The sequence below is a fragment of the Streptomyces sp. NPDC037301 genome, assembly GCF_055602785.1.
The window spans coordinates 171,367-183,735 of record NZ_JBVJWD010000006.1 but is presented as its reverse complement, the minus strand read 5'-3'; the positions used below and the strand labels follow the sequence as shown (position 1 = coordinate 183,735).

General features: G+C 68.7%; 10 protein-coding genes. 1 reads left to right on the top strand and 9 read right to left on the bottom strand.

Features of this window, described 5'->3' with window-relative positions:
* Positions 1-55: 55 nt before the first annotated feature.
* Positions 56-2,152 carry an alpha-galactosidase gene (locus ACZ7IB_RS13100; RefSeq protein WP_470912211.1) on the bottom strand — a complete coding sequence of 699 codons (2,097 nt, stop codon included), beginning with the start codon at positions 2,150-2,152 and terminating at the stop codon, positions 56-58.
* 225 nt (positions 2,153-2,377) lie between these two features.
* On the opposite strand from ACZ7IB_RS13100, the gene ACZ7IB_RS13095 reads away from it, so the two are divergent.
* Positions 2,378-3,190 carry a tyrosine-protein phosphatase gene (locus tag ACZ7IB_RS13095; RefSeq protein ID WP_470912209.1) on the top strand — a complete coding sequence of 271 codons (813 nt, stop codon included), beginning with the start codon at positions 2,378-2,380 and terminating at the stop codon, positions 3,188-3,190.
* 23 nt (positions 3,191-3,213) lie between these two features.
* Here the strand turns inward: ACZ7IB_RS13095 and ACZ7IB_RS13090 are convergent, their stop codons facing one another.
* From ACZ7IB_RS13090 to shc, 8 genes are all read right to left on the bottom strand, one after another.
* Entirely contained in the window at positions 3,214-3,381 is a 168-nt protein-coding gene (locus ACZ7IB_RS13090) for a DUF6126 family protein (protein ID WP_176729046.1), read from the bottom strand.
* 33 nt (positions 3,382-3,414) lie between these two features.
* Positions 3,415-4,023, bottom strand: a complete 609-nt coding sequence (locus ACZ7IB_RS13085; RefSeq protein WP_383977341.1) for a helix-turn-helix domain-containing protein — start codon at positions 4,021-4,023, stop codon at positions 3,415-3,417.
* An 87-nt stretch (positions 4,024-4,110) separates the two neighbouring features.
* Positions 4,111-5,508: an aspartate aminotransferase family protein gene (locus ACZ7IB_RS13080; protein WP_470912204.1), complete on the bottom strand. Its 1,398-nt coding sequence runs from the start codon at positions 5,506-5,508 to the stop codon at positions 4,111-4,113.
* Complete coding sequence (gene dxs / locus ACZ7IB_RS13075) at positions 5,505-7,406, bottom strand: 1-deoxy-D-xylulose-5-phosphate synthase (RefSeq protein ID WP_470912201.1); 1,902 nt, start codon at positions 7,404-7,406, stop codon at positions 5,505-5,507. Before dxs ends, ACZ7IB_RS13080 begins: the two co-directional genes overlap by 4 nt.
* A gap of 26 nt (positions 7,407-7,432) precedes the next feature.
* Positions 7,433-8,599 (bottom strand): flavodoxin-dependent (E)-4-hydroxy-3-methylbut-2-enyl-diphosphate synthase, encoded by a 1,167-nt coding sequence (gene ispG, locus ACZ7IB_RS13070; protein WP_470912198.1) that lies wholly within the window; start codon positions 8,597-8,599, stop codon positions 7,433-7,435.
* A 4-nt stretch (positions 8,600-8,603) separates the two neighbouring features.
* A complete protein-coding gene (gene hpnH / locus ACZ7IB_RS13065; protein WP_093896297.1) occupies positions 8,604-9,623 on the bottom strand; it encodes an adenosyl-hopene transferase HpnH in 1,020 nt (339 codons plus the stop codon).
* A 5-nt stretch (positions 9,624-9,628) separates the two neighbouring features.
* Entirely contained in the window at positions 9,629-10,288 is a 660-nt protein-coding gene (locus tag ACZ7IB_RS13060) for a phosphorylase family protein (RefSeq protein WP_470912195.1), read from the bottom strand.
* Positions 10,288-12,288, bottom strand: coding sequence for a squalene--hopene cyclase (gene shc, locus ACZ7IB_RS13055; protein WP_470912193.1), 2,001 nt, complete (start codon positions 12,286-12,288; stop codon positions 10,288-10,290). Before shc ends, ACZ7IB_RS13060 begins: the two co-directional genes overlap by 1 nt.
* Positions 12,289-12,369: the final 81 nt, after the last annotated feature.

Genomic DNA, 12,369 nt, shown 5'->3' with positions numbered 1-12,369 from the left:
CGTAGAAGCGGGGCGTATTGAGCTAAATGCACTGATTACGGACATGTCGCGCCCGTCATTCGCGTCGGAGCCTCAGCACCCGCGCGTCGAGATCCCCCCGAAGCCCGGTGTGCAGCCCCTGGTGCAGCAGTACCGAACCGTGGTGCACCACCCCCGTGTCCAGGCAGGTGTACGTCGCTGCGGGGTCGATCCCGCGCAGCCGCAGGGCCGGGGGCCGCTCCCCGTACCTCTGTGCCTCCAGCCACATCAGGAGCACGGTCTCGTCCCCGTGGACGTACTGGACCGCGCTGAGTCCGCCGCGCGGGGCGCGCAGCCGGTACAGCGCACCGTGCTGCACCACCGGCCGGATCTCCTTGTAGAGATCCACCCAGTTCCGCGCCTCGGCCAACTCCTCCTCGCTCCAGTCGGCGAGGTCCCCGCCGACCCCGAGCACACCGGCCATCGCGCTCACGAAACGGAACCGCAGTGAGCTGGCCCTGTCGTTGAGCTGGACGTTCGGGCTGTCGGTGACCCAGGCGGCCATCACCCGGGCCGGATGGATCTGACCGAAGCCCTCCTGGATGGTGAGGCGGTCGAGCGGGTCGGTGTTGTCGGAGGTCCATACCTGGTCCGTACGGGACAGAATCCCCAGGTCGATCCTGCCGCCGCCGCCCGAGCAGGACTCGAAGGCGACGGAGGGGTGCGCGGCACGGAGCCGGTCGATCAGCGCGTACAGGGCGTCCACGTGCTCGATCCAGAGCTTCTGCTGATACTCCTCACCCGGCCAGCCCGCGTCGGTGAAGCTGCGGTTGAAGTCCCATTTCACATAGTCGACGGGCGCACTGGAGAGCAGTGTGTCCAGTTGCTCCCACAGATAGTCCTGCACATCGGTGCGGGCCAGATTGAGCACCATTTGATTGCGGAACTCGGTCCGCGCCCGCCCAGGGAAATGCTGCACCCAGTCGGGGTGCGCGCGATAGAGATCGCTGTCGGCATTGACCATTTCCGGCTCGACCCAGATACCGAACTGCATGCCGAGTCCGTGCACTTCGTCGGCGAGCGGCTTCAGTCCGCCGGGAAAGCGGTCCGGATTCGGCGTCCAGTCGCCGAGCCCGGCTCGGTCGCTGGTGCGCTGCCCGAACCACGCGTCGTCCACGACGAACAGCTCGACGCCCATCGCGGCGGCGCGCTCGGCGAGGGCGCGCTGCTGCTCCTGCGAGATGTCGAAGCCGGTCGCCTCCCAGGAGTTGTAGAGCACCGGCCGCAGGCTCTGTGCGTCCGGGATCACATGGGCCAGCTGCCAGGCGTGCCAGGCCCGGCTCGCCCCGCCGAACCCCTCCGCACTCCACAGACCGGCAAAGACGGGGGTGGTGTACGACTCCCCCGGCGCGAGCAGCAGCAGCCCCGAGTCGTCGTAGCCGGCGCCGCCGGTGATCTGTACGAGCCCATCGGGGAGCTGCTGTACGGAAATCCGCCACGACCCGGACCAGCCGAGCGCACAGCCGTACACCTCGCCGCCCTCCTCGGTCGCCGCACCGTCGGCGTCGAGTGCGACCCACGGCAGGTACTGGTGCCCGGTGTGGCCGCGCCTGCTGGAGATGACGCTCTCGCCGTACGTCAGCTCCACCCGTGCAAGCTGCGACTCCGCCGCCCAGCGTCCGTGCAGCCGGCTCAGCCGCCAGCCGTCGCGGGCGGGCAGCGACCAGGCTGCCGCGTCGGCGCGCAGCAGTTCCAGCGGCGGACCGTCCGGCCCCGCGTGGGCGACGGTGGCCCAGCGCTCGATCACATCGGAGTCGTCCCGCATCCGGTAGTGCAGGGTGAGGACGAGCCGGTGCACGGAGTCGGTGAATCCGATACGGAGTTCGTCTCCGTCCACCGTGGCGTCGGCAAAGGCCCACTCGGTGCCGCGGACCTCGGGGGTGCGTACCGAGAGGGCCGGGCGGACGAACCGGGCGCCGCCCTCCACGGGGTACTCCTCGCGGCCGTCGAGCTGTGACTCGAAGCCCCTGAAGGGTGGCTCCGGTGCTGCAGCCAGGGTCTCGGCCGCAGCAAGGGGGATCCGCGGCCCCCAGTGCAGATGGACCAGTTCGTCCCGCTCGGTGAGTCGCAGTGCGTAGCTGCTGCTCGCCCCGGTGAGCAGCCAGGTCCGGCCCTTGGCGCCAGTCTCGATCATCGCATCCCCACATTCCAACAGTTCCGCACATCATCGACCATTGCCGGTGGGTGGGCAACGACCTTGCAAGGAATTCACCGGGCGGATTCGCCGCAGGAGTACCGGAGTTCGCGGAAGTATCGACAAGAAATGACCAAGATGATTGCCCGAGGAATCAATGTCGTATCGTCGCGGGAGTGGCCTTGTCGGCGACTCGCGCCGGCGCCAGACACTCCAGGAGTCACCGTGACGCAGCAGTTGCCGCAGATCCCGTCGACGGAACCCGAGCTGGCGGGTGTCCGCAACTTCCGCGATGTGGGCGGGCTGCCCACCGCGGACGGCCGGCAGGTGCGGTACGGACGGCTCTTCCGCAGTGGTCACCTCGCCCACGCCACCGCCGAGGACGCCGCCTTCCTGGGCGGTCTCGGTCTGCACACGGTCTTCGACTTCCGCAATGCGGCCGACCACCGGCTCGACGGCCTGGATGTGGAGCTGCCGGGCGTACGGAATGTGAGCATCCCGCTCTCCGACCCCGCCGACGGCGCCGAGTTCTGGCGGATGGTCCGCGACGGCGATCTCGACCAACTGCGCTCGATCCTGGCCGACGGCAAGGGAGCGAACCGGATGATCGCCTCGTACCGCGCGATGATCCGGGACCGTACCGCCGAGCACAGCCGGGTTCTGCACGCCCTGGCCGAGGACAGCGTTCCCGCGTTGATGCACTGCGCGGCGGGCAAGGACCGGGCCGGTCTGTCGATCGCGGTGTCACTGCTCGCGGTCGGTGTCGAGCGCGACGCCATCGAGGCCGACTACCTGAAGTCGAACGACGCCCATCGCCGCTACAAGGTGCGCCGCAGCGACACCTCGGCGGACGGCATGTCGGCCGAGGTGATGGAGCTGCTCAATCCGCTCTTCGGCGCCCACGCCGACTACCTCGCGGCGGCCTTCGCCACCATCGAGGAGACCTGGGGCAGCACGGACCGCTACTTCTCCGAGGGCCTGAAGCTCGCGCCCGAGACCCGTGAGCAGCTGCGCGGCCGGCTTCTCGACGAGGCGTAGCCACACCCGCCCGTCGGCGGTGGTCAGCCCTTGCCTGCCACCGCGAAGAGCAGGTAGAGGAAGGCCGCGAAGATGTGTCCGGCGATGAGGTAGGCAAACAGCCGGATCACCACGCCGCGCGGAAACTTCCGCTCCTGTGCTTCGTAGTTCTTCCTGGACCCGAGCGGGTCGAAGTTCTCTGAATCGGACATGACAGTCCTCTCTGGTGACCGGACGGACCGGTCTCAGCGACGGTGGATGCCGCTGCCGAGGCACAGCTCGGCGGCGGGGCTCTGCAGCAGGGTGTGGACGAAGAGCAGCTCGGCACCGTCGCGGTCGACGGCCGCGATCCGGTGCGGGGTGAGCGAGTCGAAGTGCGCGCTGTCACCGGGGGCGAGATCGTGCACGGTGTCCCCGAGCGTGACCCGGAGGTGTCCGGCGAGCACGTACAGCCACTCCTCGCCGGGATGGACGCGCACGAGATCACCCTGTGCGCCGTACGGAACCCGGACGCGGAGCGCCTGCATCGCCCGGCCGGAGCCGCCGGCCTGCTGATACATCCAGCCGTCGGCCTCGGCCCCCTCGAACTTCCCGCCGCGGATGATCGCCTCCCGTTCCGGGGGCGTCTCGCCGAGCAGTTCGGAGACCGTCGTACCGTAGATCCTGGCAAGACCGAGGAGCATCGGCAGCGAAGGCTGCCGACGGCCCGTTTCGAGCCGGGAGAGATGGGCGGGTGAGAGCCCTGCCCGCTGGGCGGCGGTCTCCAGGGTGAGACCACGGCTGCGGCGCAGATCGCGCAGGCGTGGCGCGACTCCGGGCAGCTCGTCGGCCACCCCTCCGTCTGGAGTGTTCATGTACCCATTGGGCCAGGAGCTTTCCTCTGAGGCAAATTTCTTGCCTCGGAGGCAAATGGGGTAAACCTTGCAGGGCCGCCCGCGGGGTCAGCGGTTGGCGACGGCCTGTTTCACCAGGGTCCTGCCGAAGTCCCACATCAGCCCGCCGCCGCTGTGCGCCTCGTCCATCACCGCGGTGAACGCCGTGACGAACCGGTCGACGTCCGGCTCCCCGATCACCAGCGGCGGAATCAGCTTGATCACTTCCAGCTGATCGCCCGAGACCTGGGTGAGGATGCGGTGCTTCTGCAGCAGGGGCACCACCACCATCTGCGCGAAGAGGCCCTTTCGGGCCGCCTGCAGCATGGTCCAGCGGCTGCGCAGCTTCAGTGACGACGGCCGGCCGAACTCGATGCCGATCATCAGCCCGCGCCCGCGCACCTCGTGCAGCAGCTCGTAGCGGTCGACCAGTGCGGCCAGCCGCTCACGCAGCAGATCACCGGTGCGGCGCGCACCCGCGACGGTCTCCTCGTCCTCCATCACCGCGAGGACCGCGAGCCCGGCCGCCATCGCCTGGGCGTTGGAGCCGAAGCTCGCGGAGTGGACCAGGACCCGGTCCATCGACGAGTAGACGCGTTTGAAGATCCAGTCCTTGCCGAGGGTCGCGCCGACCGGCACATAGCCACCGGAGAGAGCCTTGGCGACACAGACCAGATCGGGTTCGACCCCCTCCTCGTGCTGGTACGCGTAGAAATCGCCGGTCCTGCCGAGGCCGGTCTGCACCTCGTCGGCGATGAGCAGTGCCTTGTGCTTGTGCAGCAGTTCCTGCGCGTCCCGCAGGAAGCCGGGCGGCGCGGCATGGACGCCCTTGCCCTGGATCGGCTCGACAACCAGGGCCGCCACATCACCGCGCTTCAGTTCACGGCGCAGTGCGTCGAGATCCCCGAGCTCGATGGCGGTGTCCGGCAGCAGCGGTGCGAAGCCGTCCCGGAAGCCGCTCTCCCCGTTGACCGAGAGCGAGCCGGTCGTCAGCCCGTGGAATGCGTGGGTGCAGTAGAGAATCCTGGGCCTGCCGGTGGCGTACCGGGCGAACTTCAGTGCGGTCTCGACAGCCTCCGTACCGCTGTTGCCGAAGAAGACCCGGTCCAGGTGCGGGCTGTGCATGAGCAGCTTCTCGGCCAGCAGCCCGGGCAGCGGTTGGCAGTCGAAGCGGGTGAGATCGGCGAGCGAGGCGTCCAGGACGTCGTGCAGGGCCTTGCGTACGACGGGGTGGTGCCGGCCGAGGCCCATCACGCCGAACCCGGCAAGCATGTCGAGGTAGTCGTTGCCGTCCGCGTCCCAGAAGTGCGCGCCCTCGGCTCGTTCGTAGACCTTGTCGAAGCCGATGGTGTGCAGCATGCGGGGCAGCTGGTGGTTGAGGTATTTCGTGTGCAGCTCGTAGCGCTCGCCGCCGCGCTCCGCGAGGAGCTGTGCCAGGTCGAAACCCTTGGGCCCGTCGTCCTTCATGCCCCGCTCTCCTCGGTCCTTGTCGCTGCTTCCTTGCCGGCCAGTGCAGCGCTGATGTGCCCTGCGACCTCGACAGGGGTGAGCCCTATGTCGGCCAGTACCTCGGCGCGCTTGCCGTGGGCGAGAAACTGATCCGGGATGCCGAACGTCCGCAGCGGTACGTCGACCCCGGCATCCCGCAACGCCTGCCCGACCGCCGAACCGACACCCCCTGCCCGGCTGTTGTCCTCGACGACGGCGACCAGCCGGTGCCGTTCGGCGAGCGGGGCCAGCTGTTCGTCGACCGGCTTGACCCAGCGCGGGTCGACGACGGTGCAGCGGATGCCACCGCCCGCCAGCAGATCCGCGGCCTTCAGACAGACCGGGGCGAGCACACCGACGGCCACGAGCAGCACATCGGGGTCGTCCGCCCGGTGCAGTACGTCCATTCCCCCGATCCGGTCGATGGCCGGAATCGGCTCCCCCACCGACTCCTTGGGGAACCGGATCACGGTGGGTACGTCGTCGATGTCGACGGCCTCACGGAGCTCGGCGCGCAATTCGTCGGCGTCGCGCGGGGCGGCGATCCGCAGCCCGGGGACGACCTGCAGCATGGACATGTCCCACATGCCGTTGTGCGAGGGCCCGTCGGGACCGGTGACTCCGGCCCGGTCGAGGACGAAGGTCACACCGCACTTGTGCAGCGCGACATCCATCAGCAGTTGGTCGAAGGCCCGGTTGAGGAAGGTGGCGTAGACGGCGACGACCGGATGCAGTCCGGCGGTGGCGAGTCCCGCTGCGCAGACCGCCGCGTGCTGCTCGGCGATGCCGACGTCCCAGACCCGGTCAGGGAACGCCTCGGCGAACTTCGTCAGTCCGACGGGGTGCAGCATCGCCGCGGTGATGGCCACGACATCCGGCCGCTCCGCGCCGATCGCGGCGATCTCGTCCCCGAACACCGAGGTCCAGGAGGGCGCTCCGGACGGGGCGAGCGGTGCGCAGGTCAGCGGGTCCATCGCGCCCACGGTGTGGAAGCGGTCGGCCTCGTCCCGGAGCGCGGGCGGGTAGCCGCGGCCCTTCTCGGTGAGACAGTGCACCAGCACCGGGCCGTGGAAGCGTTTCGCCCGGTGCAGTGCGGATTCGACGGCCGCGATGTCATGACCGTCGATCGGCCCGACGTACTTGAGCCCGAGGTCCTCGAACATGCCCTGTGGGGCGAAGGCGTCCTTGAGCCCCTTCTTCGCGCCGTGCAGCGACTCGTACAACGGCTGTCCGATGACGGGCGTCTGCTGGAGCACGCTCTTGCCCCAGGAGAGGAAGCGTTCGTATCCGTCGGTGGTACGGAGGGTGGCGAGGTGGTTGGCGAGACCGCCGATGGTGGGGCTGTAGGAGCGTTCGTTGTCGTTGACCACGATGACCAGCGGCCGGCCCCTCGCGGCCGCGATGTTGTTGAGCGCCTCCCAGGCCATCCCGCCGGTGAGGGCCCCGTCACCGATGACGGCCACGACATGGTCGCTCCGCCCCAGCACCTGATGGGCCTTGGCGATGCCGTCGGCCCAGCCGAGGACGGTCGAGGCATGCGAGTTCTCGATGACGTCGTGCTCGGACTCCTCGCGGGAGGGGTAGCCGGAAAGGCCCCCCTTGCCGCGCAGCTTGGAGAAGTCCTGCCGCCCGGTGAGCAGTTTGTGCACATAGCTCTGGTGCCCGGTGTCCCACAGGATGCGGTCCACGGGCGAGTCGAAGGCCCGGTGCAGGGCGATGGAGAGCTCCACCACCCCCAGGTTGGGTCCCAGATGACCGCCGGTCCTCGCCACCGCCCGGATGAGGAACTCTCTGATGTCCTCGGCGAGTTCGTCGAGTTGTGCTTCGCTCAGCGCCTTGAGATCGTGCGGCCCCCGGATGCTCTCCAGAATCGTCACGCTCGGGCCCCCTCTCTGGTTCCGTTTCAGCTCACGGTGACGGCGGGAACCCCCGATGGTGTCCCTGCGCCGTCCATGCCCCCGGCGATCTTCAGGGCTTCTTCGACCAGCGTCTCGACGATCTTCGACTCGGGCACGGTCTTGATGACCTCGCCCTTCACGAAGATCTGCCCCTTGCCGTTCCCGGAAGCAACACCCAGGTCCGCCTCACGGGCCTCACCCGGACCGTTGACGACACAGCCCATCACGGCCACCCGCAACGGCACCTCCATGCCCTCAAGACCCGCACTGACCTGATCCGCCAGCTTGTACACATCCACCTGCGCGCGACCGCACGACGGACACGACACGATCTCCAGCCGCCGCTGCTTCAGATTCAGCGACTCCAGAATCTGCAGCCCGACCTTGACCTCCTCGGCCGGCGGCGCCGACAGCGACACCCGGATCGTGTCCCCGATCCCCTCGCTCAGCAGCGCACCGAACGCCACCGCCGACTTGATCGTCCCCTGGAACGCCGGCCCCGCCTCCGTCACACCCAGATGCAGCGGATAATCGCACTGCGCCGCCAGCTGACGGTACGCATTGACCATCACCACCGGATCGTTGTGCTTCACCGAGATCTTGATGTCCCGGAAACCGTGCTCCTCGAAGAGCGACGCCTCCCACAGAGCCGACTCCACCAACGCCTCCGGAGTCGCCTTCCCGTACTTCTCCAGCAGCCGCGCATCCAGCGAACCGGCATTCACACCGATCCGGATCGGCGTACCCGCATCCTTCGCGGCCCGCGCGATCTCCTTCACCTTGTCGTCGAACTGCTTGATGTTCCCCGGATTCACCCGCACCGCCGCACAGCCCGCATCAATCGCCGCGAACACATACTTCGGCTGGAAATGAATGTCCGCGATCACCGGGATCTGCGACTTCCTCGCGATCGTCGCCAGCGCGTCCGCATCATCCTGCGTCGGACACGCCACCCGCACGATCTGACAACCCGACGCCGTCAGCTCCGCGATCTGCTGCAACGTCGCACCGACGTCCGACGTACGCGTCGTGGTCATCGACTGCACCGACACCGGCGCATCCCCGCCCACCGCAACCGACCCGACCTGGATGCGCCGCGAGTGACGGCGCGTCGCGAGCGGCCGGGCCGGCAGCTCGGGGAGACCCAGTGCGACCGGTTCTCCAGCGGTCATGACGTCACCCGTTCCCGGAGACGGTCTCGCGCATGGCGCGCAGGGATTCCTTCAGCGATCCCATGGTGGCGAGGACGGCGGTGGGCTCGTAACCGCAGTGCGCCATGCAGTTGGCGCAGCGGGGGTCCTTGCCCCGGCCGTACTTGTCCCAGTCGGTCTCCTCGATGAGTTCGCGGTACGTCGGGACGTAGCCGTCACTCATCAGATAGCAGGGCCGCTGCCAGCCGAAGAGCGAGTAGTTCGGGATCGCCCACGCGGTGCACGGGAAGTCCGCCTTGCCTTCCAGGAAGTCCAGGAACAGCGGCGAGTGGTTCAGTCGCCAACGGGACCGGTTGCCGCCCGCGAACGACTTCTTGAACAGTTCTCGGGTCTGCTCGACGCCGAGGAAGTGCTCCTGGTCAGGTGCCTTCTCGTACGCGTAGGCGGGCGAGATCATCATCTCGTCGACCTTCAGATCGTCATTGAGGTAGTTCAGGACCTCGATGACGGTCTGCGGGGTGTCGGTGTTGAAGAAGGTGGAGTTCGTGGTGACCCGGAAGCCGCGGCGCTTGGCCTCCTTGATCGCCGCCACCGCCTCGTCGAACACGCCTTCCTTGGCGACCGATTCATCGTGCCGTTCGCGCAGCCCGTCGATGTGCACGGCAAAAGCGAAGAACGGCGACGGGGTGAATTTCTCGATCTTCTTACGCAGCAGCATCGCATTGGTGCAGAGGAAGACGTACTTCTTCTTCTTCACCAGCTGCCGCACGATTTCGTCGATCTGCGGGTGCATCAGGGGTTCGCCGCCCGCGATGGAAACCATCGGGGCGCCCGATTCCAGTACCGCACCGACGGCCTGGGCCACCGGCATGCGCTGCTTCAGAACTCCGGCCGGATGCTGGATCTTCCCGCAGCCCTCGCACGCCAGATTGCAGGCGAACAAAGGCTCCAGCTCGACAATGAGCGGGAACTTGTCCCGCTTGCGGAGCTTCTGTTCAATGAGGTACGTCGCAACCTTGATGGTCTGGCGGAGCGGCATGGCCATCTAGCTCACCTCCTGGGGAGCAGCAGAGATCGGTGCCATTCGTAGAAAGCCGGTAGGGCGGCACGGAGAACGCGGAAAGCCGATATTCCACCGCGTATCGTGCCGATGCGGACGAGCTCATGCTCGGGAGCGTCCACGACCACCCGTACGGCGGCGACCGGGCGTGGCCCGGACCGCAGGGCGGCGCGGAGAGTGGCGGCGGACTCCATGTCCACCGCGATCGCTCCGGTGGCCCGCAGCTCGGCCCGCTCATGTCCGCGTACGACATGGGCGGAGCCGGTCAGCGGACCGGTGTGGACGGTGCGGCCGGGCACCGCACCGGCGAGGGCCTCGGCGAGCAGGCCCGTGCCGGTGCAGACCGTCGAGTCCCCGGATTCCCTGGTCTCGGCGGCGACCACCAGGTCCCCGGGGTGCATGCCGGGTGACAGCCCGGCGCAGAATCCGGAGGCGAGCACCGCCGTGCCGGGCGCCCGGTCCTGACCGAGCGCCCGTGACACGGCCGCCTCGGCGGCCTTGGGGCCCATGCCCGTACGGAGTACGGTCACCGGGCCCGGCGCGTCACCGGCCCTGCCTCTGCCGCTGCGCAGGGCGAATTGCTCGATGCCGAGCGCACAGGCGATCAGCAGCGGCGCTGCGGGGCCGGCCGGCCCCGGACCATCGCCCATCAGGCCCCCTTGCGGGTGACCGTGCGGTCGGCGAACGGTTCGCCGTGCACGTACCGTCCGAGTGCGGTGAGCGGGAAGACCTGCCGGTAGAGGTGGTAGTTGATGGAGAAGTCCCAGGGGAAGCCGGTTCCGGTGAAGTACGGCTCGTCCCAGGATCCGTCGGCCTGCTGCGTCTCGCTGAGCCACGACACTCCCCGCTGCACGGCCTTGCTGTCCCGCCGTCCTGCGGCGAGCAGTGCGAGCAGCGCCCACGCGGTCTGGGAGGCGGTCGAGGCGCCGTGCCCGATCCACTTGTCCTCCTGGTACGAGCGCAGGTCCTCGCCCCAGCCGCCGTCGTCGTTCTGTACGGACTCCAGCCAGCCGACTGCGCGGCGGATCGCCGGATGCGTGACGGGCAGTCCGGCGGCCACCAGTGCGGGCACCACCGACCCTGTGCCGTATACATAGTTGACGCCCCAGCGGCCGAACCAGCCGCCGCTCGCGTCCTGTTCGGCGAGCAGCCACTCGATACCACGCCGGGTGGCGGGGTGCCCGGACCGTCCCTCGACGGCGAGCATCTCGACCACGTGCCCGGTGACATCGGCGGACGGCGGGTCGATGACCTCACCGAAGTCGCAGAAGGGCAGCCGGTTGGGGAACGCGCTGGTGTTGTCCGCGTCGAACGCGCCCCAGGCCCCGTTGCGGGACTGCATGCCGAGGTTCCAGCGCACTCCGCGCCTGATGGCGGCCTCGATGCGTGCCTTGTCGGGGTGGCGGACCCGGCGCAGCGCGAGGACCACCTCCGCGGTGTCGTCGATGTCCGGGTAGTTGTCGTTGTGGAACTCGAACGCCCAGCCGCCCGGGTTGAGCCGGGGGCGGCGCACGGACCAGTCGCCCGGCCGGACGACCTCCTCTCCGAGCATCCAGTCCGCGGCCTTCACGAGTGCCGGGTGGTCGGGGCTTAACCCTGCGTCGGCGAGGGCGATGGTGGCGAGGCAGGTGTCCCAGACCGGGGACTGGCATGCCTCGATCATCCGGGCACCGTCCTCGCGCCAGACGGCGAAGCGGTCGAGCGAGTCGAGTCCGGCCCGCATCACCGGGTGGTCCAGGTCGTAGCCGAGCAGGTGCAGGGCGATGACGGAGTACACGGCGGGCGGCTGGATGCCTCCCCAGCAGCCGTCGTTCTCCTGGCGTTCGATGATCCAGCGGGCCGCGGCGTTCATGGCGGTCCGGCGCAGCTTGCGAGGTGCGATCCGGTGGTACGCGTGCAGCACCTTGTCCAGGCGCTGGAAGACTCCGTCCCAGCTCGCCGCCGGGGCGGCGGGCCTGGGCGGGTTCGGGTGGCGTGGGTCGGTGTGCAACTCGTCGAGAGCGAAGGGGGCCGGGCGTACCGGCCGTTTGGCCGAGACGACGGTGAGCGGCACGATGGTCTGGCGGGCCCAGCAGCCGAAGTCATAGATGTTGAGCGGAACCCATTTGGGAAAGAACATCAACTCGGGCGGGAGTTCCGGCAGGTCGTCCCATTTCCACCAGCCGAAGAGGGCGAGCCAGATCCGGGTGAAGACGCGGCTCGCCGCGATTCCGCCCTGTTCCCTGATCCATCCCGAAGCGCGGGCCATATGCGGTTCGTCCGGCCGGTCTCCGGCCAGCCGCAGTGCCACGTACGCCTCGATGGTGGTGGAGAGTTCCCCGGGGCCGCCATGGAAAGTGGCCCAGGTGCCGTCGCCGCGCTGTTCGCCGCGGATGAAACGGCCGGCCGCCGATACGGTGGCCTGGTCCTGAATGCCGAGGAATTGACGGAGCAGCAGGTCCTCGGCGTCCATGGTGACGTTGGTGGCGAGGTCGCCCTTCCACCAGCCCTGCTCGTCCTGCCTGCCGAGGAGGTGCTCCACCGAGCGTTCCGCGGCCCGCCGCGCGGCGGCGAGTACGTCGTCCGCGGCGATGGTTGTATCGGTCGGATTACTGGCCGAGGCTGCGCGGGGGCTCACAGCCCCGGTGCTTCCGTCGGTCGTCGCTGTCATGGCTTCCCCTTCGTGCAGTTGTTCCTCTGCTGTGCTGGGGTCTCCGTCGGCCGGTGCCCGGGACGGGCACCGGCCGGCGAC